Origin of the sequence: Uliginosibacterium sp. 31-16, assembly GCF_030730865.1 — a bacterium.
GTDB lineage: Bacteria > Pseudomonadota > Gammaproteobacteria > Burkholderiales > Rhodocyclaceae > Uliginosibacterium.
Genome location: NZ_JAVALZ010000001.1, coordinates 124,490 through 145,802, shown reverse-complemented (window position 1 = coordinate 145,802; position 21,313 = coordinate 124,490). Strand labels below are relative to the sequence as shown.

At 63.3% G+C, this 21,313-nt stretch carries 16 protein-coding genes; 8 read left to right on the top strand and 8 right to left on the bottom strand.

All coding sequences use genetic code 11. From position 1 onward, the window contains the following. Window positions 1-243: 243 nt before the first annotated feature. Both Q9Q94_RS00670 and Q9Q94_RS00665 read left to right on the top strand, forming a co-directional pair. Complete coding sequence (locus tag Q9Q94_RS00670; RefSeq protein WP_305978092.1) at window positions 244-1,953, top strand: methyl-accepting chemotaxis protein; 1,710 nt, start codon at window positions 244-246, stop codon at window positions 1,951-1,953. 420 nt (window positions 1,954-2,373) lie between these two features. After that, on the top strand, window positions 2,374-4,305 hold the full coding sequence (locus Q9Q94_RS00665; RefSeq protein ID WP_305978091.1) for a YhgE/Pip domain-containing protein: 1,932 nt from the start codon (window positions 2,374-2,376) through the stop codon (window positions 4,303-4,305). A 135-nt stretch (window positions 4,306-4,440) separates the two neighbouring features. Here Q9Q94_RS00665 and Q9Q94_RS00660 read toward each other — a convergent pair whose 3' ends face one another. The 3 genes from Q9Q94_RS00660 to Q9Q94_RS00650 form a co-directional block, all read right to left on the bottom strand. Beyond that, window positions 4,441-4,941, bottom strand: coding sequence for a DUF4124 domain-containing protein (locus tag Q9Q94_RS00660; protein ID WP_305978090.1), 501 nt, complete (start codon window positions 4,939-4,941; stop codon window positions 4,441-4,443). A gap of 103 nt (window positions 4,942-5,044) precedes the next feature. Then, window positions 5,045-5,752, bottom strand: coding sequence for a pirin family protein (locus Q9Q94_RS00655; RefSeq protein WP_305978089.1), 708 nt, complete (start codon window positions 5,750-5,752; stop codon window positions 5,045-5,047). 7 nt (window positions 5,753-5,759) lie between these two features. Beyond that, window positions 5,760-6,311 (bottom strand): NADPH-dependent FMN reductase, encoded by a 552-nt coding sequence (locus Q9Q94_RS00650; RefSeq protein ID WP_305978088.1) that lies wholly within the window; start codon window positions 6,309-6,311, stop codon window positions 5,760-5,762. A 208-nt stretch (window positions 6,312-6,519) separates the two neighbouring features. On the opposite strand from Q9Q94_RS00650, the gene Q9Q94_RS00645 reads away from it, so the two are divergent. After that, window positions 6,520-6,873, top strand: coding sequence for a YkgJ family cysteine cluster protein (locus Q9Q94_RS00645; protein ID WP_371929825.1), 354 nt, complete (start codon window positions 6,520-6,522; stop codon window positions 6,871-6,873). Window positions 6,874-6,888: 15 nt separating this feature from the next. On the opposite strand, the gene trmA is transcribed toward Q9Q94_RS00645, so the two are convergent. Further along, window positions 6,889-7,989 (bottom strand): tRNA (uridine(54)-C5)-methyltransferase TrmA, encoded by a 1,101-nt coding sequence (gene trmA / locus Q9Q94_RS00640; protein WP_305978086.1) that lies wholly within the window; start codon window positions 7,987-7,989, stop codon window positions 6,889-6,891. 462 nt (window positions 7,990-8,451) lie between these two features. Between trmA and Q9Q94_RS00635 the strand changes: the two genes are divergently transcribed. Next, entirely contained in the window at window positions 8,452-10,077 is a 1,626-nt protein-coding gene (locus tag Q9Q94_RS00635) for a methyl-accepting chemotaxis protein (RefSeq protein WP_305978085.1), read from the top strand. 127 nt (window positions 10,078-10,204) lie between these two features. Here Q9Q94_RS00635 and Q9Q94_RS00630 read toward each other — a convergent pair whose 3' ends face one another. The 4 genes from Q9Q94_RS00630 to nifL form a co-directional block, all read right to left on the bottom strand. Next, the gene (locus Q9Q94_RS00630) at window positions 10,205-12,193 is read right to left on the bottom strand and encodes a phosphatase PAP2 family protein (RefSeq protein ID WP_305978084.1); all 1,989 of its coding nucleotides are present in this window, start codon (window positions 12,191-12,193) and stop codon (window positions 10,205-10,207) included. 137 nt (window positions 12,194-12,330) lie between these two features. Next, window positions 12,331-13,905 (bottom strand): diguanylate cyclase, encoded by a 1,575-nt coding sequence (locus Q9Q94_RS00625; RefSeq protein WP_305978083.1) that lies wholly within the window; start codon window positions 13,903-13,905, stop codon window positions 12,331-12,333. A gap of 271 nt (window positions 13,906-14,176) precedes the next feature. Further along, a complete protein-coding gene (nifA, locus tag Q9Q94_RS00620; RefSeq protein ID WP_305978082.1) occupies window positions 14,177-15,712 on the bottom strand; it encodes a nif-specific transcriptional activator NifA in 1,536 nt (511 codons plus the stop codon). 60 nt (window positions 15,713-15,772) lie between these two features. Beyond that, window positions 15,773-17,317 (bottom strand): nitrogen fixation negative regulator NifL, encoded by a 1,545-nt coding sequence (gene nifL / locus Q9Q94_RS00615; protein ID WP_305978081.1) that lies wholly within the window; start codon window positions 17,315-17,317, stop codon window positions 15,773-15,775. A 293-nt stretch (window positions 17,318-17,610) separates the two neighbouring features. Between nifL and rsxA the strand changes: the two genes are divergently transcribed. Genes rsxA through Q9Q94_RS00595 form a run of 4 tightly spaced genes read left to right on the top strand, consistent with a single transcriptional unit; the run spans window position 17,611 to window position 21,313 of the window. Continuing rightward, complete coding sequence (rsxA, locus tag Q9Q94_RS00610) at window positions 17,611-18,192, top strand: electron transport complex subunit RsxA (RefSeq protein WP_305978080.1); 582 nt, start codon at window positions 17,611-17,613, stop codon at window positions 18,190-18,192. A 10-nt stretch (window positions 18,193-18,202) separates the two neighbouring features. Further along, window positions 18,203-18,733, top strand: coding sequence for an RnfABCDGE type electron transport complex subunit B (locus Q9Q94_RS00605; RefSeq protein ID WP_305978079.1), 531 nt, complete (start codon window positions 18,203-18,205; stop codon window positions 18,731-18,733). Between the two features lie 10 nt (window positions 18,734-18,743). Beyond that, window positions 18,744-20,231, top strand: a complete 1,488-nt coding sequence (rsxC, locus tag Q9Q94_RS00600; RefSeq protein ID WP_305978078.1) for an electron transport complex subunit RsxC — start codon at window positions 18,744-18,746, stop codon at window positions 20,229-20,231. Further along, window positions 20,228-21,313 carry an RnfABCDGE type electron transport complex subunit D gene (locus tag Q9Q94_RS00595; RefSeq protein ID WP_305978077.1) on the top strand — a complete coding sequence of 362 codons (1,086 nt, stop codon included), beginning with the start codon at window positions 20,228-20,230 and terminating at the stop codon, window positions 21,311-21,313. The genes rsxC and Q9Q94_RS00595 overlap by 4 nt, the downstream gene beginning before the upstream one ends.

Here is a 21,313-nt window from a genome sequence, read left to right as displayed (position 1 = left end):
ACCTCGATGCGCAGTGGGTGGCTCCGGCGATTTCTGTCGAATGCCTGCGGACCTGGTCCGTGCCCCCTGCGCATTCGCAGCAAGGGTCGTTCAAGTTCGCTGTGTCGTAACCCGTTAAGAGATTTTCTGGGCCTGTGTGACCGGAACAAGCGGATGACAGAGGTGCATCTGAATATCCTGCTCTCCGGTTGAGGGTATTCCCGCCTAAGCCGTCGCTACCTCCTGTCACGAAAGGGATGCTCCATGCTTGATACGCTGCTGTCCGGCCGATCACTCCGGTTCCGTTTGTTGCTCGCACCGGTGGCCGCCCTGCTGTGTTTCATGCTCTTCGGTTTCCTGTCCTTGAAACTGGTTGAGTACAAACTCAGGCAAGACAAGCAACAGCAACTGATCGCGGTGGTGGAACTGGCGCACTCGGTTGTCGAGCGTTACCAGAAGCTTGAGTCTGCAGGGACCTTGAGCCATGAGCTTGCGCAGGAAAGTGCGCGACAGGATCTGAAGGCCATGCGCTACGCCGGGACGGAATATCTCTGGATCAATGACATGGGCCTACCCGTCCCCAGCATGGTCATGCACCCGACGGTGCCTGCGCTGGATGGGACCCGTCTCGACAAGGACTCTTTCAACAAAGCCACCAGCCTTTATGCGCGTGATGGCAGTGGTCAGGAACGTCTGGATAACAAGAATCTGTTTGTCAGCGCCGTTCAGACGGTCAGCAAGCATGGCGATGGCTTCGTGACTTATGAGTGGCCCAAGCCCAAGCAAGGGGGCGGCGTGACCGAAACACTTTTCCCCAAACTCTCCTACGTCAAGGGTTTTGCTCCCTGGAACTGGGTTATTGGCTCCGGGGTGTATATCGACGATCTGGATGCTGCGTTCTGGCAGCTTGCCCTGATCATTGGTGCGCTGACTGTCGGTGTGTCGTTGCTGATGCTGGCGGTCGCGATTCTGGCCAGAAAAAGCATACTGGGGCAGTTGGGTGGCGAGCCGGCTTTCGGCATCGAGATCATGAACCGGGTCGCCGAGGGGGACATGAAGGTCCAGCTGGCTTCAGCCCCTGCAGGCAGCATGCTCGCCTCGCTGGGGCTGATGGTGGCACGCTTGCGCGAGATGATCGGTGAGATCGTGCGTGATGCCAACACGCTTGGCGACAGTTCGGTACAACTGGCGCGCTCCAGTCAGGAAATTGCTACCGCTTCCGTTCGCCAGGCCGATGCCACCGCCTCCATGGCTGCGGCCATGGAGGAGCTGACTGTCAGCATCAACATCATTGCCAGCAGCTCGGGCGTTGCCGAAGCTGCTTCGCAGCAGGCTGCCTCCCAGGCACGCGCAGGTGTGACAAAAGTGGGCGAAACGACCGAGTCGATGGAGAGCATTTCCAGCAGCGTTGGATTGGCAGGCGAGCAGATTCGCCAACTGGATGGCAAGGCCCGGGAGATTTCCGGCATTGCATCCGAGATCAAGGAAATTGCCGGACAGACTAACCTGCTGGCCCTGAATGCGGCCATTGAAGCCGCCCGGGCAGGCGAACAGGGACGCGGCTTTGCGGTGGTTGCCGATGAAGTGCGCAAGCTGGCCGAGCGAACCGCCAATGCCACCGTGAGTATCGAGAAAATGCTGACTGCCGTACAGGATGACACCCGATCGGTCGTGGTCGTAATGAAAGAGATCAGGCCGCAGGTCGATGCGGGGGTTCAATTGATCCGTGCCGTCGCCGTTACCTTGTCCGACATCAATTCTGGCTCGGAGTCCAGCTTGAGCAATCTGCGTGATGTAGCTTCCGCTACGCGGGAACAAGGCGTGGCCAGCAACAGCATCGCGATGAAGGTCGAGGAAGTTTCTCAGATGGCCGAACAAACCAGTTCGACAATTTCCATCGTTGCAGACTCTGCTTCGAGCATCGAACGTGTTGCACTCAACCTGAATCGACAGGTGGGGCGCTTCAAGATCTGAAAGACTCAAGCAAATTCCCCCCGGCGTGCCCGGGGACTCATGGATGTGGTGGTCGAGCAGCTGTGCGCCCGCGCAGCCTGCTGCGGGCGCCGCAGATAGGGTGTGCAAACTCCTGGCGTGATCAGCTCGCAGGAGAGGAATACGGCGACAGCCAGCAGGAAGCTCAGCAGAATTTCCCGTTGCGGGAATTGGTAAAGCGGACTGTCTGTGACGTGGTCTCCGGTCGCTTGCCCATGAGTGCGGTGGTTTGGCGGCTTGCCATTTGCCAGCATGAAACCCTTGTGGCATCAAAGGTTTGAGCGTCCATTCACCCGAAACCGGCAGACGGCCGTTCAATCTGTTCAGACCCGCCTTCTCAAGCTGCTGTCATTGCCGCCGAAGAGTGTGGAGTCAATGCCGATGAACGTACCGGTTTATCCCATGAAACTGTTTCTGCAAGTACTGACGATCGCCCGGATTGAGGCGCAATTCTTTGCGCGCCATCCCAAACTGCTGCTGGCTGCGGCGGTGGTGACGCTGGTTCCGGCCCTGTATGCACTGATCTATCTGTCGAGCCTGTGGGACCCGGCGGCGCATACCGGCGCGCTGGCGGTGGGCCTGGTCAATCTGGATCAGGGCTTCAGTTATCGCGGGCAGGAGTTCAATGTCGGCCAGGAGGTGGTGGCCACACTCAAGACCAGCAGCCGGTTCGGCTTCCGCGATTACGCTGATGAGCAGGAGGTGCGCCAGGCCGTTCGCCAGGGCACGTTGGCGTTTGCCCTGATCATTCCGCGCGACTTCAGCGCTCATGCCATTCCGGGAAATCAGGTGGGCGGCGGCAAGCCGGTGGTCTTTGCGTCCGAGGGCAACAGTTTCGAGGGCGCGGCCATCTCGCGTCACTTTGCGGAAACCTTGGGGCAGCAGGTCAATCAGAATCTCAATGAGCGCCGCTGGGCGCTGGCCTTGGGCAATGCGGCCGATGCGCAGCGTAGCGTGGAGCGCTTGCGCGACGGCGTCGGCCAGTTGCAGCACGGTGCCCGCCAACTGAGCCGCGGTGCTGAACAGACGGCTGCCGGGGCCAAGGCCGTGGCCAGTGGCAGTGCGCACCTCAGCAGTGGCGTCGGGCAGCTCACCGCTGGGGTCAAACAGCTTGGTGCCGGCCTGAAAGCCATGGATGCAAGCCTGCCACCCAGTACCGAACTGGTGCGCCTGAAAACCGGCGCCGAGACCCTGGCGCTGCGGCATGGCGAAATGGTGCGGGGCATGGCCGAACTGCAGAATGGCTCGCGCCGTTTGTTTGCCGGGCTCAGCCTGTTGCGGGATGAGGCACGCGATAGCCTGTTCATCCCGGCGACGGCTGTCGACGGCGTCGAGCAGCTTGCCGACGGCATGTCACGCATCGACACCGGGCTGACATCCGCCTGGGATGCCCAGCAAAAACTGGCTGAAGGCGCCAGTCTGTTGAGTTCCGGAGTGGATTCGCTCACCGGTGGCATGCTTGTCATGGGCAATGGCATCCAGACGGCGGCCGGGGCGATTCCCGAGGAGCGTCTGCTTGATGAGCTGGCGGCAGGTGCTGGCGGGCTGGCCAGTGGCAGCAATGAAGTGTCCGGGGCCACACGGCAACTCGCCCGGGGCAGTCAGCGCATTGCGCAGGGTATCGAGCAGCTGGCCGCGTCCCTGCCGGCGGCGCTGCCCAAACTCGACGGCAGCCCGCAGGGGCTGGCGAATTCAGTGCAGCCGCTGGTGGAAACCGATGCGGTGGTGGGCAACAGTGGCAGCGGCTTCGCGCCCAACGTGCTTCCCGGCGCCTTGTGGCTGGGCGCCGGGGTGGCGGTTTTCCTGCTGCATGTGCGCGTCCTGCCGCGGCACGCGCTGTATTTTTCGCGCCCGGCGCAGCTGCTGGGCAAGGTGTGCCTGCCGGCGGGAGTGGTCTTGCTGCAAACCCTGTTCCTGCTGGCGATGGTGCATTACATCCTGAAGATCCATATCGTCAGCCCCGGCGCTTTTGCTCTCACTCTGGGTGTTTCGGCGCTGACCTTCCTGCTCATCGTGTTTGCCCTGACCCGTGCCTTCGGCGATGCCGGCAAGGGGCTGGCGATGATCCTGCTGGCCGTGCAGCTCACCTCCTCGGGCGGGATCTTGCCGGTCGAACTCAGTGGCGGCCTGTTCATGCACATCAGCCCCTGGCTGCCGCTGACCTGGGCGGTGCGTGCCATCAAGGCCAGCATGTTCGGCGCCTATGCCGGGGCCTGGGCGTTTCCGCTGCTGATGGTCGCGCTGGCCGGGCTGATCGCCATCCTCATGGGATGTGTCGTGGGGCGCTGGCGATTCGTGCGGCCCGGGCATATCGGGCCAACGGTGGATTTCTGAGCCCGTTCGCTGAGCCGCATGGGGCGGGCCTCTCCGGGCAGGCTGGCTGGAAACTGGCGAAAACGGCCAGTCTTGGGGATGGTCGCCTTGAAAGGCTTGTCAGTGGCGGCTCTGCGCGATGGTGCCTGGCGGTGTTCAGCGATTGCCGTTGGCGCTGCCATAGCACTCGGAGAACTCCCGGTCTTCCCACTGCTTGACTCTGGCTGCCGCGCTGGCCCGGTATTCACGATTGCTGCTCTGGCCCATCTGCCGCTCGGCGTCTGCCTTGCCGCGGCGGATTTCCGCGCAACGCTGATCCTTGGGGTCGGGCTGCGCGCCGACCGCGCCGCCGGTTTGTTTCCGGGCGCGCTGATAGTCCAGATCCTGCGCTTCCTGTGTTGTTCGTCTCAGGCGCTGGCGGGCGCGCGCCTGCTCGTCTTGCTCTACGTAATCGGCGCCGCGCACAGTCGTGGCCGAGGTGTTGGCAGGGCAGGGGATATCCGAGAAAGTGGGCTTGCCGGCGCTGTCCGTACATTTGTAGATGGCCAGCGACGGAGCGGAGAAAACCGCCAGAACAGTGGTGAAAGCGAGCGTCAGGAAAGGTTTCATTGTGGCAGAGAGAGTGGTCTGGCCGGTATGGCGGACGTGCGGACGCAAGAATACCGCCGGACGTAGCCGGCGGGGTTGTCCTGCTGATGCGATCTGCATCGGATCGCCAGAAAAATCACGCTTTTGAGCGCGAAACTCCAGCGTGTGCGTGTCAATCGACCGGGCCTGCCGCCATCTCGATCACCAGCATGTGCGCGCCCGTGTCGGTGAGGATCTCCAGCGTGGTTTCCACCGATTCCAGCCCGTCGCGGGCCTGCAGCGTTTCGCCGTTGATGCGGGCGTCGCCTTCGATCAGTACCAGATAAGCCTGGCGGCCGGCGCCAACTTCAAAGCGCGTCTCGCCCCCGGCAGACAGCGCGGTGGCGTGGAAGTTCGCGTCCTGATGGATCTGCACCGGTGCCGGCCCGCCATCGGGCGAAACCAGATGCAGCCACTGGTTTTCGCGTGCGCGCCAGTCGAAGGCATGGTCTCCGTAGCGCGGGGCGTAGCCCTTGCGGTCCGGGAAAATCCACACCTGCAGCAGGCGAGTGGTCTCGCTGCCACGGTTGTGCTCGCTGTGACGCACGCCGGTGCCGGCACTCATGTACTGCACCTGGCCGCGCGTCAGCGTGCGCTGGTTGCCCATGCTGTCGGCGTGGGTCAGGCCGCCGTCTACCACGTAGGAGATGATCTCCATGTCGCGGTGGCCGTGCGTGTCAAAACCGGTGCCGGCCTTGACCAGATCGTCATTGATCACCCGCAGCGCGCCGAAATGCACGCGTGCCGGATTCTCGTAATCGGCGAACGAAAAATGGAACCAGCTTTGCAGCCAGCCCAGATCCGAACGCCCCATCTTCTCTGCGGGGTAAACCGTGATCATGCAGACCTCACCGTGCGCCGAGTTTTTGAGCCAGAGCCTGCAAGGCGCCGAGCTGGGCAACGATCAGACCCTGCAGTGCCGGGTCCGTCAGATTGCCGTCGGCATCAAAGCTGGGACTGAAGGCATTGGCGAAGACTTCCGGCTTGTTCAGCACATGCAGGTCGAGAAACACGCAGACCTGGCGCAGATGGTATTGCGCGCGCGAAGTGCCCATGCCGCCACCCGCACCCATCAGGGCCACCGGTTTGCCGGCCAGCGCACGGTTTTCCGGCTCGCGCGAAGCCCAGTCCAGCGCGTTCTTCAGCGGCGGAGCGATCGAGTAGTTGTATTCCGCGCAGCCGAAGAGCAGGGCATCGGCCGCCGTGATCTGAGCGATCAGCGTCTGCACGGCGGCGGGCTTGTCGGCGAGATCCATGTTGTAGAACGGCACGGCCGATAGATCGGCGATGTCGATGCTCATGCCCTCTGGCGCATGGGCCTGAGCGTATTGCAGCAATTTGAGATTGCGTGAAGCGCGGCGCAGACTGCCGCAGATGGCCAGAACCTTGATTGTTTTCATGGGGTTTCCTCTCGTGGGCGCATCCCGCCGGGGCGGTGAACCACGAGTTTAGTCCAGCCTGCACGCCGCTGTGGGTGTTTACAGGGGCAGGCCGGAGAGGGCCGCGGGGTGCGGGTCTTCAGGCAGCAGAGCGGCGAGTTTGCGGTGAAGCTTGTGCTGCTGTTGCGGGATCAGTATGGTGGCGCCATTCGTTTTCACCGAGCCGGCCGTGACCCGCAACAGCCAGAAAATCCGCTTCTTCCGCGAACGCATTCCCGCCTTTGAATGCGTGCCGGGTTGTCATGACTGTTGTGGCCCGGTCACTACGTCGAGCGAAGAAATGGCACGTCTGCCACGCCTCAGCGCTGCCGTGCATGAGGCCGCCCTGGCGGCCCTGAACTGTCCGCATCTCGGCCCGCAAGGCTGCACGGTGTATCAGGAGCGGCCGCTGATCTGCCGCCTGTTCGGCACCACGCCGCGCATGCCATGTCCGCAGGGCCGGCGCCCCGGGACGATGATCGACGCAGGCGTCGAAGCGCAGATTCATCGCTTCCTTGCCGAAACCCGGCAGGTGCTGGTCTGAGCGTCCGGGCCCGAGTCAGGCTGCCGCAGGTTTGCGCGTAAGCAGCAGGCCGCATTCCAGGTGATGGGTGTAGGGGAACTGGTCGAATACGGCAGAGGCCGAGATGACATGCGTATCGGCCAGTGCCGCCACGTTTTCGCGCAGGGTCTGCGGGTTGCAGCTGATGTACAGGATGCGCTCGAAGCCGCGCGCCAGCTCAATGGTTGGCGCGTCCAGCCCGCTGCGTGGCGGGTCGACGAACAGCGTGCTGAAGCGGTAGCTGTCCAGATCGATATCCTTCAGGCGCGTGAAGGGCCGTACCCGCGCCAGCGCATCGCTGATCTCGTCGCTGGCCATGCGCACCATGGCGACATTGCCAATCCCGTTGGCCTCCAGGTTGTAATGCGCCGCCTTGACGGAGGGCTTGCTCATCTCGGTGGCCAGCACGCGGCCGAAGTGCGGAGCCAGCGCTACCGTGAAATTGCCGTTGCCACAGTACAGCTCCAGCAGGTCGCCACCCAGGTTTTCTGCCTGCATGCAGGCCCAGCCCAGCATCTGCTGGTTCACGCCTGCATTGGGCTGGGTGAAAGAGCCCTCGATCTGCTGGTATCGCAGGCGCCGTGTGCCCACTTCCAGTTCCTCCAGCAGCCAGTCGGTGTCGAGCACGATTTTCTGCTTCAGGCTGCGCCCGATCAGCTTGATGCCGAACGCTGCTGCCAGCTCGCGGGCGGCTGCTTCCCAAGCGTCTTCCAGCTTGCGGTGATAGATCAGGGTGACCAGCATCTGGCCGCTGCGGGTCGCCAGGAAATTGACCTGGAAGAGCTTGCGGCGCAGTTCCTCGCTGACCTGCAGTGCGTCTTTCAAGCGCGGCATCAGGGTGCAGATCGACTCCGCGGCGGCCGGGAATGCGTCCATCAGCACCGGCGTTTTCGGTGCCGCCGGATCGAACATCGCATAGTGCAGATCCGCGCCGGCGTGCCAGATGCGGAATTCCGCGCGCTGCCGGTAATGCAGCGCTGCCGAGCGGAATACGGCCGGCTCGGGCAAGGCATGGGCGGCGAAATCGCTCGTGAAGCGGGCGAGTTTCTCGGCCAGCTGGGTTTCGTAGGTGGCAGGGTCGATCTGGAACTGGGACATGGTGGTGCGGTGCATCGGCGCAGAACGGGGCGCAAGGATAGCGCGTCAGCCGGCCGCACGGGGGGCCGCAGGAGCAAAGAGCGGGCGAAAAACAGCGTGTGCTGAAGACCCGCTTCTGGCGGGCCTGTGCGGGCAAGGTGGCTGGAGAGTCAGGCGGGCTGCGGGTTTTCAGCCTGCCCGGAATTCCCCGGTTTCCGGACAAGCCCTGGTGACAAGGTGTGGTGTGCCGGCAAGCCTCTCCGCCGGGCAGACGGTGCGCCGGCATGTCTCATGCCCAGAAGGGCATTGTTTTCCTGGGTGCTTCAGGGAACAGGCCGGTCCGTCGTTGTCTCGATAACTGCATGTCGGCGAGGAGGGGCGAGACGGAGGATTTGCGCGCCATTTTGTCCGGTGTTCGCAAAGGGGAGTGAACGCCGTGGGTTTTTGTCGGGTTGTAATCAAAATTCAAATGAAAGGTATGCCATGAGGGATCTTGCCATCGGGAAACGGCTGTTGCTGGCGTTTGCCGCCGTATTGGTATTGTTTGGCTGTGCGACGGCCTTGGTCGGATTCGAGGCGCTGGACATCCGGGAGCGGGCGCAGCGGGTTGAGCGGGAAGGCATTGATCGCACGGAGGCGGCGGCGGCACTACTGCGCGAGGTGATGGCCTTCCGGATTACCGCGCGTGATCTGCTGTTGCAGAAGGATGCCGCCGGTGTTGCGAATGTGGCGCCCAAGCTGCTCGCCGCGATCGAGTCGGTCCAGAAGGGGGTTGAGCCGTTTCTGAGCGTTTCGGTGGTGGAGACGAAAGAGCAGGCCACGGTGATTGCAAAAGCGGCTGAAATTCTCAGAACCGCGACGGATGAAACCACGCGCCTTGCCATCGCCGGAGACCAGCCTGCCGCCATCGCATCGGTGGGCAAGGGCGGGGTGCATGCGGCGGCTTTGCAGGGGGCGGCGGACAAGCTCATCAAGTCGGTGCAGCAGAGCTCCCGCGAAGAAATGGCGCAGTTACAGGCTGACGCCCGCGCCATTCTGGTGACGCTGGTCGTGGCGTTCGTGATTTCGACCTTGGCCGGGCTGGGCTGCGCCTGGCTGGTGACACGCTCGATTACCGGGCCCGTCAGCGAGCTGGTGGAATACGCAGCCTGCCTGGCGCATGGCGATTTCAGCCGGCACGTGACGGTGACTTCACGCGATGAAATCGGCCAGCTGCAAACGGCTTTCGGCCGGATGACGGACTCGCTCAATCAGGCGTTGGCCGAAGTCAGCGATGGCGCGGGGCGGGTCGGGGTGGCGGCAACGCAGCTGGCGGGCAGTTCCCGGACGGTCCTGAACAGTATCGAAAGCCAGTCCGAGTCGGCTTCCGCAATGGCCGCAGCGCTGGAGGAAATGTCTACCAGCGTGGATCATATTTCCGAGATTTCACAGACCGCACGGCAGGCCTCGACGCTGGCCAGCAACAAGGCCAATTCGGGCTCGCGCGCCATTCAGGAAATGATTACCCAGATCGATTCTGCCGCGCAGACCATGCGCGAAAGCGCCGAGAAAGCGCAGGATCTCGGGAGGGAGTCCGAGCGGATTTCTTCGATCGTGCTGGTGATCAAGGAAGTCGCCGATCAGACGAATCTGCTGGCCCTGAATGCCGCTATTGAAGCGGCCCGCGCCGGCGAGCAGGGGCGCGGCTTTGCGGTGGTGGCTGACGAGGTGCGCAAGCTTGCGGAAAAGACGACGAACTCGACCAGCGAGATCAGTGCCATGGTGGGCTCCATCCAGAATGGCACGCAGGCCATGATGGACCGCCTGAAAGGTGCAGTTGCCTCGGTGCAGGACGGGCTGGCGATGGCCCATCGCGCCGGCGAAACGGTGAGCGAAATCGATGCCGAAGCGCAGGCTGTGATGGGGGTGATTGACGAAGTTTCTTCGGCGCTGCGAGAGCAATCTGCAGCCAGTCGGGATATTGCCGTGCGTGTTGAAACGGTCGTGCAGATGGTTGACGAAAATACGGCGGCGGCCAGTGCGATGTCGGGCGCTTCTGCGGACATGAACGAATTGTCCGGCACGCTCAGAGCCAGCGTTGCGCGCTTCCAGCTCGGCAGGGTGAGATGACGGAAGGCTGAAGACCCGCTTCTGGCGGAGCTGTGCGGGCAGCGTGCTCGCACAGCCACCATGGACGCGGGTCTCGCGGCATGCTGCCTGCACAGGCAGACTGCATGCCGCTTGACGGGCGATCCGCTCAGATTGCGTCCAGTCGTAGCTGTACGCCGGTGGCCGTGTAGATCGGCGTGACCTTGCTGAAGCCGGCGACCGTCACGCTGCTGAAGCTGCCGTTGCGCTTGCCAGCGGTCAGCACGGTCAGCGTGTCGCCCACCGCCGGGGTGTAACCCGAGAAACTGACCGACAGCGTGCCGCCTGCCAGCGTGGCTGTGCCGTTGATGGCGAGCACGCCTTTGCTGGCGCCGCGCATGACCAGATTCAGGTTGCCCGCCGTCTGGGTGTAGGCGCCACCGATGGCGAGAGCAGCCGGCGCTGCGCATTCCAGAGCGCCGCCTTTCACGAACACATCACCCTTGCCGAAGGCGCTGGCCGCATCTGCGGCCAGGGTCCCGGCCGCGATCACCGTGCCACCGGTATAGGTGTTGGCTCCGCTCAGACGCAGGCTGCCGGTGCCCAGCTTGGTGAGCTTGCCAGCGCCGGCAATGTCATTCTTCCAGCTGTCGCGGGCATTGAAGCCGCCGAGGCTGGCGTCCATGCTTACCGCCACGTCGCCGTTGAAGGCGCCATAACCGTCAGCCGCGGCGAACAGGTTGAGGCGGCCCCAGCCTTCCTCGTCATTGGCGAGCGGGTAACCGGAGTCGATCTCGGTGGTCTTCAGCACCACGCGGCGCTGGGCGGCGGTAAGATAGGGCAGGCGGGTTTCGAGCAGGACTTCGGCACCCTTGGGCACGCTGGCCGCCTTGCCGTCGTTGGCGGCGATCTTCGGCAGACCGTAGGTGAGTTTCTGGGTGAAGAAGCTCTTGTTGCTGGTGTAGTCGGCGAAGCGGTCGTAGTTGGCGTTGCCGGTATCCGTGGTCTTGACCGTGTGGGCGTAAGTGTTGAGCGCGTTGAAGTCGCTCGTGCCGGTCTGTGCCATCAGATAGTCCTGCACCAGCTTGTAGGTGGCGGCCTTGTCCATCGCGGTCTTGTTCAGGCTGTAGGCCACCACGGCGGTTGCCTGGACGCGGCCCCCCATCACATCCAGCGGCGAGTGCATGCCGGAAAGGATGCGGTTCTCGCCCATTTCCATGGCGCGGGTGATGAGTTCCTGGAAGCGCTGCGGGAACAGGTAAGCCATCGGCAGGGTGTCACGCCAGGCTTCGGCGGTGTGGCCGGAGGGGAAACCGCCATCGGTCGCGGGTGTCGCGCTCTTGGCGGACTCGAGTGCCGGCACGACGCGCACATCGCTGCTCCAGCGCCAGGGGCGGGCGTACTTGTAGAAGCGCTTGGCGGGTTCGCCGGAGCCGTCCGTGATGTTGCCGCTGTCGATGAAGCTGACGGCCGGGCCGAGGGTGGAGGTCGTCAGGCCGAGGTTGTTGCCGCCCTCGTTGACGACAGCGACAGCGCTGGCCGGATCGACGGCTGCGATCGTACTCGTCTGGCCGGTGCCGCTGCGCCAGATGCTGGTCAGCGGGCCCATGCCGTCGCTGACGCTGTAACCCTTGGCGCGCCGGTCATCCATGTAGGCGGCGAGGGCCTGCGCGGTGCTGCGACTCTGCGTGACGGTCTTCACATAGCCGATGTTGGCGGTGTGCAGATCACTGTTCTTGACCGTTCCGTCGGTGGCGTCGTTTGGCACGCCGGACCAGGTCGAGGCGGTTACCGCCGCACAGCCATTGGCGGCGGCCAGGGTTACACCCGCATCCACCAGCGTGGTGCTGGGGGCCCAGACGTCGAGGAAGCCCTTGAGCACGCGTACGCCGGCGTTGGTGTCGAGCGTGACCATGCATGGATTGTTGCGCTGATTGGTGGCGCCAGTGTCGACATAGGCGAGCACGCCACTGGGGGCATCGGCGGTTTCGATGTAGCCCAGACCCGCCGGCTCTGCCGGGACGCTGATGGTTTCCGGGGCATTGCTGCTGGTGCTGTCGGAAGACGAACTGCCACCACCGCCACAGGCGCTGAGCCCCAGGGTGGCAAATACTGCGATGGCGGCCGCGCGGCGGCGGAAAATCAAAGCGTCCTGCATGACTTGATGGCTCCCTGTTGTTATGCCCGAAGGGGCTGAACGAAGGGCGCAATCATCCGCAGGAATTGTTACGGGAGCAGTACGCTTGCGTATGAGATGAGTGAAGGTTTTGTGACAGCGTGCAAGCCTGTTCAGGCTCAGTCGTCAGAGGCGGTTTCGACCCTGTCACGCCCGAGTCCCTTGGCGCGATACATGGCCAGATCGGCGCGCGTGAAGAACTCTTCCGGTGAGTCATCCGGGCGCATCGTGCTGACCCCAAGGCTGGCTGACAGGTAAGGTCCGGCCTGCGAGAAAGCATGTTCAACCTGACGGCTGTGCAGGGTTTCGCGAAATCGCTCGGCGATGACGCAGGCGTTCTGCATCGTGCTGTCAGGCAGGACCACCACGAATTCCTCGCCGCCAATGCGCACGGGCAAGTCTACGCTGCGCCGGGCACTCTGGCGCAGGCAGTCGGCAACGATGCGCAGTGCGGCATCGCCCTGCGCGTGGCCATAGTGGTCGTTGTAGTCCTTGAAGCAATCCACATCGATGACGATCAGGCTCAGCGGTTGTGTGCTGCGCTGATGCTGGCGCATCAGCTTTGGCAGCTGTTCGTCGAGGTGGCGCCGGTTTGACAGGCCGGTCAGTGGATCGGTGCGGGAATTGTCTTCCAGTTCTTCGACCTGTTGCTCGATGACACTCAGCAAGTCGTTGGTGCGGTCGCTGAGTTCGCCGATTTCGTCGCGTCGCGAATCGCTCGTGCGCAGCCCCCAGTTCCGGAGATTGCAGATGTCGTGCAGGCTCACGGCGAGGTTCCGGATACGCAAAACCACCAGCCGGTCAATGATCAGCAGCATGAGCAGGGCGCCGCACCCTACGATGATGGCAAACAGGATTGCTGATTCGTCGATGGTGCGGCGCCCTTGTTGTGAAATCGAGCGAGTCCATGTCATCGAAAGGGTGCTGATGTTGTTGCCCAGCACATCCTGCAGATTCCAGCGGAACTCGTAGGTATCGGAGCTGTGCTGCACATGGGCGCGACCGTCGCCAATGCCGGAGTGGATGAAGCTCGTGCACAGCCGGCAGGCCTGGTCATCGAGGTTTTCAGGAGCACTCAGCCGGAAATCAAGTTTGGTCTGCTTGACCACGCGGCTCACATAGCCGGGGCCGATGAGTTTGAGCATCACGACCACGCCACGCGGCGCCAGAACCCCGCGTGAATCCGAAATGGCTCGCCGGCACATGGCATAGATCTGCTTCTGGATACTGATCAGCCCGCAATCAACGACGCCAACTGCCAGCGGGTTCTTGAGGGCCAGGGCCAGCGGAGTGCTGGAGTCTTCCAGTTCCGGCAGGGAAAGCGGTTTTCGGCTGTCAGGATCCCGGCCGATATGGGCGAGCATGCGCCCCTGCACGTCGTAGATGCCCAGCCACGAGTACTTTGCCTGAGGGATGCTCTCCGGTGAAATGTTGGTGGCCCTGAACTTCGGTTCGCCCGACTGCATGAAGTCGTAGAGCTCGGTCCACGTGGCCCATTCCAGCAGCGAGTCATCGAGTTGCCGGATGGAGTCGTCCAGCACTTCGATCAAGCGAGCCATGTCGGCTTGCGCCGCCTGAAACTCGATCGCGTCGTAGCTCTTCATGACGCGACTCTGGATCGTTGTGATGATGACGAAACCAAGGGCGCCAAAGACCAGCAACAGGGCAATGATCAGTTTTGTGCGCAGGCCCATCCTGATGTTTGCTCAATGAACAGATATGACCAGTTAACGGCATCTGAGCCTGAGGTTTGAAAATCTGCCCATCTGTTCAGCCTTGCCAGACGGCTGTGTTCCGGTTCCGGGCCGGAGAACGGCGCGGGTAGCGGGGGACCGGCACGTGCCTGAACCCCCCTTTGTTCATGGCGAAGAAAATGGCCGGGCCCGTCATCCAGCTTTGCCTGCTTCAGGGCAAGCGGAGGTGAACGTTGCGGGGGCTGTGTTACTCAGGCTCCGTCTTCGGTCTTCAGAATTGCTTCACTTCGATCCCCAGGGTGAGGATGCGGTAGGCAATCTGCCGCGGGGTCATGTTGAGCAAGCGTGCAGCCTTGGCTTGCACCCAGCCGGCCTGTTCCAGCGCAGCGATGACCTTGCTGCGCTCGTCCACGTTCGGGTCGTCGAAGTCGATGCGCGGACCGGTGCTGGTCGCGGACATGACGGGGGCTTCGCGCTGACGGTCGATGCGGATCAGGTCGACATCGATACGACCGGACTCGGACATGACTGCCGCGCGTTCCAGACAATTTTCCATCTCGCGGACGTTGCCGGGCCAGGGATACTGGGTCAGGCGGGTGATGGCGGCCTCGCTCAACTCCAGCGGGCGGCCCTGCATCTGGCCGATGCGGTTCATCAGGTGGCGGGCGATTTCGGGCACGTCTTCGAGGCGCTCGCGCAATGCGGGTAGCTTGATCGGCATGACGTTAAGGCGGAAGTACAGATCTTCGCGGAACTTGCCGTCGTCGACTGCATCTTCCAGATCACGATGAGTGGCCGCAATGATGCGCACGTCCACCTTGAGGGTGCGCCCGCCGCCGACGCGCTCCAGCTCGCCTTCCTGCAGGACTCGCAACAGCTTGGCCTGGAAGGCGGGGGAGATCTCGCCGATTTCGTCGAGGAAGATGCTGCCGCCATCGGCCATCTCGAAGCGCCCCTTGCGAGCATTCACGGCGCCGGTGAAGGCGCCTTTCTCGTGGCCGAAAAGCTCGGATTCGAGCAGGTTCTCCGGGAGTGATGCGCAATTGAGCCGGACGTAGGGGCCACGCGCGCGCGGCGAGTTGTAGTGGATGGCGTTGGCGATGAGTTCCTTGCCGGTGCCGGTTTCGCCGCGGATCAGCACGGTGGTGTTCCACTTGGCAACCATGCGCACCTGCTCGAAAATCTTCCGCATGCCGGCGGAGTGGCCGACGATGTTGTCGAAGCCGTGCTGCACGCGCACCGTGCGGCGCAAGGTGTCGCGCTCCTCGGCAATGATTTTCTTTTCCTCGGCCACGTCGAGCGAGAGCTTGACGCTCTGACCGATCAGGTTGGCGACCATCTCGACAAAACGCGCGCGCACTGCCAGCAGGCCGTCATCGAGGCGATTGGGTTGTACCGCCAGCACTCCCTGCAGCGCACCGCCGACATGGATCGGCGCAGCAATGAAAGGCAGGCGGCGTTCGTAGATGCCCAGGCGGTTCAGGAAGTGTGGGTTGGCGGAGACTTGCGGCAGGGCCACGGTCTTGCCTTCTTCGAGCAACAGTCCCAGTACGCCTTCGCCGGATTGGTAACGTACCGGCTCGAATTCCTGCGGCTCGATGCCCTGCACGGCATTGACGACCAGCTCTCCTGATTCCGGATCAATGACGCTGAGCATGCCACGCGTGAGCCCGGCGGACTCTTCGAGCACGCGCAGCACTTCCTGCGGCGCCAGTTTTACATCGAGCGAGCGTGACAGGATGACGCTCACCTTGTAGAGCGTTTCCATCAGCGTATGTTTCAGTGCGCCTTCGGCGTCCATGGCCATGATGCTTACCTTTTGCTTCGGTGCTGCATATCGGTTGCGCAAGTCGGGCTGAAGCCCGGCCTACATGCCCTGCCGTTTGAGCGGCAGTACGACTTTGGCGACGCAGCCACCGGACGGCCCCTCGCTCAACTCGATGCTGCCGCCGTGATCGACTGCCACTTGCTGGGCGGAGGACAGACCGGTGCCCAGATGGTGCTCGCCACCTTTTTTGGTACTGAAGAAAGGCTCGAAGGCTTTCAGACGCAGCTCGGGCGAGATGCCGGGGCCGCTGTCGGTGATCGAGACTTCAATGCTCTGTGCATCGGCATGGGTGCGGATGCCCAGCAGGCGCTGCTGCCAGCCCCTGGTGTTCATCGCTTCGATGGCGTTGTCGACCAGAGCCTTGATCAGGGTGCGCAGGCGCTTGGGGTTGCCTTGCAGGGTGGGCAGCACAAGCTGCGGATCCCATTGCACCGAGATGCCGGTGGCGAGGAATTTCTGCGCCGAGAGATCCAGCACATCGCGCACGGCTTCGTTCAGATTGACCGGCGAATCGACCCCGCTGCCGAGCGCCGGCACGGCCGCGCGCAGGGTTTCAAGTGCGCTCTGGCCGGCCTTGAGTGCTTCAGCGAGGGCCGCCTGGGCAGGGTCGCAGCCGCGCCGGCCCATTACGGTGACCACCGAGTTGAGGACGTTGAGCGGTCCCTCCAGTTGGTAGACCGCTGCCGACAGGCTTTCGCGCAGGGCCTGCTGGCGATTCTCGTCGGCGAGCAGGGCGTGCAGCGCGGCGACGCGGGATTTCTCCTGCTCCATGACCATGCGCGTGACATCCGTGGCAACCAGCAGCAGATAGGCCTCGGCCTGTTCGTCGTAGAAGGCGTCGGTGCCATCCTTGTCGGCCGCCACCCATACGCCGGAGCAGGCGTACCAGCGCGGGTTGCGCCAGTGTGGGCGATCAAGGCGGATCTGCTGATCGAGGAAGGCATGAGCGCCGGGCTTGAAGGGGCCGAAGCCGCTGCCGAGCTGGGCGCGCACCGCTTCCAGCAGCACGCTGGCTGGCTCCTGCATGCGCAGGTCAGCCATCAAGGCCTTGTAAGCATGGTTATCGAGCAGTACGCGGTCTTCCATGCTGAGCAGCGCCAGCACCAGCGGCGCGCCATCGACCACGGATTCGATCAGCGCTTTCTGGTTGCGCACCGCGCATTCGAGGCGATGCAGCTCGGTTACGTCGCGGTGCAGACCAAGAAAATGCGAGATCTCACCGGCATCGTCGAGCACCGGGGTGATGGTCAGGTCGGCCAGATACTTGCTGCCATCCTTGCGACTGTTTACCAGGCGCCCGCTCCACGCCTGCTTGCGCGTGATCTGATGCCACAAACCCTTGTAAACCTCGGGTGGCGTGGTGCGGTTGGAGAGAATGCTCTGGTTCAGGCCGACAGCATCTTCGGGGGTGAAGCCGGTCTTGCGCGTGAAGGCGGGGTTCACGTATTCGATCACGGCGCGTGGATCGGTGATCGAGATGGCGATGTCCGCCTGCTCCACGGCGGCACGGTACAGCGCCGCCGGAATGCTGCGGACTGAAGACGCTGTATTGCTGGGCTTCGGTGTTTTCGGTTTGCTGGGCATGGCGCTGGCTCGGGCGTGTGTTCTGTCTGCTCAATGCAGATTCCGTGCCGTCTCTGTGCCGAGCCGCAAATTCTTTGCGCCAGCGCAAACCTTTCTGCCAGTGCGGGCTTTGTTGCATCCGCTTGTCGGCTTGTCGCATCCCCTACAGGCCGCGCGCAGCCTGTCTCGCCAGCCATGCTGCCTGCAGATGCCCGCAAATGGCCGCTGTGCAAGGCATGCACGCACCGCTTCGGTGCCGGTTCGGAGAGCTGGCATGTTTTCTGCAAAACAGGGCTCAGGAGGTAGTACCCGACATGAGCGAATACCTGATCCTGCTGGTGACCACAGCGCTGGTGAACAACGTGCTGATGGCGAAATTTCTCGGCCTGTGCCCCTTCATGGGGGTCTCCAAAAATCTTGATAGCGCGCTGGGCATGGGCCTGGCGACGACGTTCGTGATTACCGTGTCAGCGGGAGCCGGCTGGGTGATTGATCACTTCCTGCTCGCCCCGCTGGGGCTGGAATACCTGCGCATCCTGACCTTCATCGTGGTGATTGCGGCCACCGTGCAGTTCGTCGAAGCCGTGGTGAAGAAGTCGGTGCCGGCGCTGTACCGCGCGCTGGGTATCTACCTGCCATTGATCACGACCAACTGTGCGGTACTCGGCGTAGCCCTGCTCAACGTGCAGGAGGGAAATGGTTTTGTGAAAAGTCTGGTGTATGGCTTCGGCTCATCACTGGGCTTCACGCTGGTGATGGTGATGTTCGCCGGTTTGCGCGAACGTCTGGCGCTGGTCAAGGTGCCCGCAACCTTTGATGGTGTGCCGGTCACCTTCGTACTGGCCTCGCTCCTGTCACTGGCCTTCATGGGCTTTGCCGGCCTGAATTTCAATTGAGGAGAGTGCGATGCTGGCTGCAATTCTGAGTTTGACTGCACTGGGCCTGACTCTGGGCTTGGGCCTGGGTTACACCGCCAGGGTGTTTGCCGTCGAGGGCAACAGTCTGGTGAGCGAACTGGCAGACATGATGCCTGGCACCAACTGTGGCCAGTGTGGTCTGGCCGGTTGTGGCGCGGCGGCCGAAGCGGTGGCTGGCGGCACGGTGCCGGCGACGGTCTGCCCCGGTGGCGGTGTCGCACTGGCCCAGGCCATTGCCGCCAAGCTGGGCATCACCTTGTCGCTCGAAGGCATGGAAGACAAAGGCCCGATGGTGGCCGAGGTGGCGGAAGATATCTGCATTGGTTGTGGCAAGTGCATGAAGCACTGTGCAACGGATGCCATCGTCGGTGCGGCCAAGCAGATTCACGGCGTGCTGCACGAAGCGTGTACCGGCTGTGGGGGCTGCATGGAGGATTGCCCAACGGGTGCGATTGTTCTGCGCCCGCTGCCGGTGACGCTGCGCGACTGGAACTGGACCAAACCGGCTCTGGCCGCCTGAGGAGAACAGCATGGGTCTGCTTGAACTCTTGAACGGAGCGCGCTGGGGCGTGCATCCGCATGACGATCACAAACGCCCGGCGGCCGATGTGCCACTGCGCGTGATGCCCCTGCCGAAGAGGCTGTGCGTACCGCTGCTGCAGCATGTGGGGGCGCCGGCCAAACCCTGTGTCGCGGTCGGGGAACGGGTTCTGCGGGGCGAGCTGATCGCCCGTGCGCAGGGGAATGTTTCCGCACCGGTGCATGCGCCCAGTTCCGGCATCGTGACGGCGATTGGTGAAGTGACGGCGCCACATCCGTCCGGCCTGCCGTTTGCTGCGATCACGATCGAGCTCGATGGCAAGGACGAAGGCCTTCCGACGGCAGAGTCTGTGGATCCTTTCGGTCTGGAGCCGGCCGAGGTTTCACAGCGTATCGCGGATGCAGGCATTGTCGGCCTCGGCGGGGCTACCTTCCCGTCGGCACCCAAGGCGCAACTGGGGCGCAAGCTGGCCGTGCAGACCCTGGTGATCAATGGAGGCGAGTGCGAGCCCTATCTGTCGAGTGACGACAGCATCATGCGCGAGCGGGCGGGCGAGGTGATCGACGGTGTGCGTATCCTGATGCATGCCACCGGCGCGGCCGAAGCGCTGGTCGGCATCGAGGACAACAAGCCCGAAGCCATTGTCGCGATGCGCAAGGCTGCCGAGCCTTTCGCCGCGATCAAGGTGCGGCCGGTGCCGGCGCGCTACCCGATGGGCTCCGACCGTCAGCTCGTGCAGGTGCTCACCGGCAAGGAAGTGCCCTCCGGTGCGCGCACCGCCAGCATTGGCGTGCTGGTCAACAATGTCAGCACCTGCGCAGCCATCCATCGCGCGGTGCGCACGGGCGAGCCGCTTTACCGCCGCATCGTCACCGTGAATGGCGGCGCGGTGGCGCAGCCTGGCAATGTGTTCGTGCCGATCGGGACCCTGATTGAAGATCTGCTGGCCTTTGTCGGTCTGAAGGAAACGCCCGCCCGCCTGGTGATGGGCGGGCCGATGATGGGCGCCGCGCTGCCGCACGCACAGGTGCCGACGGTGAAAGGGTGTGGCGGCATCCTGGCGCTGACAGCAGCCGAAATCACGGTGGCAGATCCCTCGCCGTGTATCCGCTGTGGCTCGTGCGTGAAGGCGTGCCCGATGGGTCTGGTGCCGCTTGAAATGGTGGCGCGCATCCATGCCGGCGATTACGAAGGCGCGGACAAGCTTGCTATCGACGACTGCCTCGCCTGCGGTTGCTGCGCCTATGTGTGCCCCTCGCACATCCCGCTGGTGCAGAGCTTCTCGCATGCCAAGGGCGAAATCTGGAAGCGCGCGCAGCAGAAGAAGCGTAACGAATTCACCAAGGGGCTGGCGCAAGCCCGCACCGAGCGGCTGGAGCGTGAAGCCCGCGAGCGCGCCGAAGCCGCGGCCAAACGCAAGGCAGCACGGGCAGCCCAGACAGCTGCTGCCACAGGTTCTCAGGAGACGTCCGCATGAATACCTCCCTCTCATCAGTTTTGCCTGCCGTCGCTGCCTCGCCGCACGCACAGGCGCAGGGCAGCATCAGCAGCGTGATGGCCAAGGTGATGCTGGCGCTGGCCCCGGCCACGCTGTGCGGTTTCTGGTTTTTCGGTCTGCCGGCACTGAGCTTGTGGGTAGTGACCGTCGGTGCCGCAGTGGTCGGCGAGGCTACCTGTCTGCGCCTGATGAACAAGCCGGTCACGAGCACCCTGTGCGACGGCTCGGCGGTGCTGACCGGCTGGTTGCTGGCGATGTCGCTGCCGCCCTGGGCGCCCTGGTGGATCGGTGTGCTCGGGGGGCTGTTCGCCACCGTCATCGGCAAGCAGATCTTCGGTGGGGTGGGGCAGAACCTCTTCAACCCCGCAATGATCGCGCGGGTGGCTTTGCTGGTGTCCTTCCCTGTGCAGATGACGGCCTGGGTGATGCCGATGACGGGTGCGCACGCGCCGGGGCTGCTGGATGCGCTGCAGGTCACCTTCGGCGGCGGGGCGATTCCGGATGCGATCTCCAGCGCTTCACTGCTCGGTCACGCCAAGAGCGAGCTGTCGCGCGGGGTCGATCTGCTGCATGTGTTCGCCAGTGGCTTGCCGACTTCCTTCTCCGGCGAGCGCCCCGGCAGCATGGGCGAAACCGCTGTGCTGCTGATTGCCGCCGGTGGAGTGGCGCTGATGCTGATGCGGGTGATCACCTGGCACATCCCGCTCGCCATGCTGGCCGCGCTGGCGATCCCGGCGGCGATTGCGCATGGCATCAATCCGGCGCGCTATCTGGATGCCGGTACGCATGTACTTTCAGGTGCGGCGATGCTCGGCGCCTTTTTCATCGCCACCGACTACGTCTCTTCGCCGACTTCGCGCGCCGGACAGATCGTGTTCGGAATCGGCTGCGGCTTCCTCACCTGGGTCATCCGTACTTACGGAGGCTATCCGGAAGGTGTGGCTTTCGCGGTACTGCTGATGAATGCACTGACCCCGGCGATAGACCGGCTGGTCAAGCCGCGTGTGTATGGCCGCGATCTCAAGGGCCAGCCACTTGTTCTGAAGACCGGAGGGAAGTGA

What these genes read in the sequence shown, in the direction of transcription:
- Q9Q94_RS00655 (WP_305978089.1), bottom strand. Translation starts at nt 5,752, where the DNA reads ATGATCACGGTTTACCCCGCAGAGAAGATGGGGCGTTCGGATCTGGGC.
- nifA (WP_305978082.1), bottom strand. Translation starts at nt 15,712, where the DNA reads ATGGCCATGGACGCCGAAGGCGCACTGAAACATACGCTGATGGAAACG.
- rsxC (WP_305978078.1), top strand. Translation starts at nt 18,744, where the DNA reads ATGGGTCTGCTTGAACTCTTGAACGGAGCGCGCTGGGGCGTGCATCCG.
- Q9Q94_RS00625 (WP_305978083.1), bottom strand. Translation starts at nt 13,905, where the DNA reads ATGGGCCTGCGCACAAAACTGATCATTGCCCTGTTGCTGGTCTTTGGC.
- Q9Q94_RS00670 (WP_305978092.1), top strand. Translation starts at nt 244, where the DNA reads ATGCTTGATACGCTGCTGTCCGGCCGATCACTCCGGTTCCGTTTGTTG.
- rsxA (WP_305978080.1), top strand. Translation starts at nt 17,611, where the DNA reads ATGAGCGAATACCTGATCCTGCTGGTGACCACAGCGCTGGTGAACAAC.
- Q9Q94_RS00630 (WP_305978084.1), bottom strand. Translation starts at nt 12,193, where the DNA reads ATGCAGGACGCTTTGATTTTCCGCCGCCGCGCGGCCGCCATCGCAGTA.
- Q9Q94_RS00650 (WP_305978088.1), bottom strand. Translation starts at nt 6,311, where the DNA reads ATGAAAACAATCAAGGTTCTGGCCATCTGCGGCAGTCTGCGCCGCGCT.
- Q9Q94_RS00665 (WP_305978091.1), top strand. Translation starts at nt 2,374, where the DNA reads ATGAAACTGTTTCTGCAAGTACTGACGATCGCCCGGATTGAGGCGCAA.
- trmA (WP_305978086.1), bottom strand. Translation starts at nt 7,989, where the DNA reads ATGTCCCAGTTCCAGATCGACCCTGCCACCTACGAAACCCAGCTGGCC.
- nifL (WP_305978081.1), bottom strand. Translation starts at nt 17,317, where the DNA reads ATGCCCAGCAAACCGAAAACACCGAAGCCCAGCAATACAGCGTCTTCA.
- Q9Q94_RS00595 (WP_305978077.1), top strand. Translation starts at nt 20,228, where the DNA reads ATGAATACCTCCCTCTCATCAGTTTTGCCTGCCGTCGCTGCCTCGCCG.
- Q9Q94_RS00605 (WP_305978079.1), top strand. Translation starts at nt 18,203, where the DNA reads ATGCTGGCTGCAATTCTGAGTTTGACTGCACTGGGCCTGACTCTGGGC.
- Q9Q94_RS00635 (WP_305978085.1), top strand. Translation starts at nt 8,452, where the DNA reads ATGAGGGATCTTGCCATCGGGAAACGGCTGTTGCTGGCGTTTGCCGCC.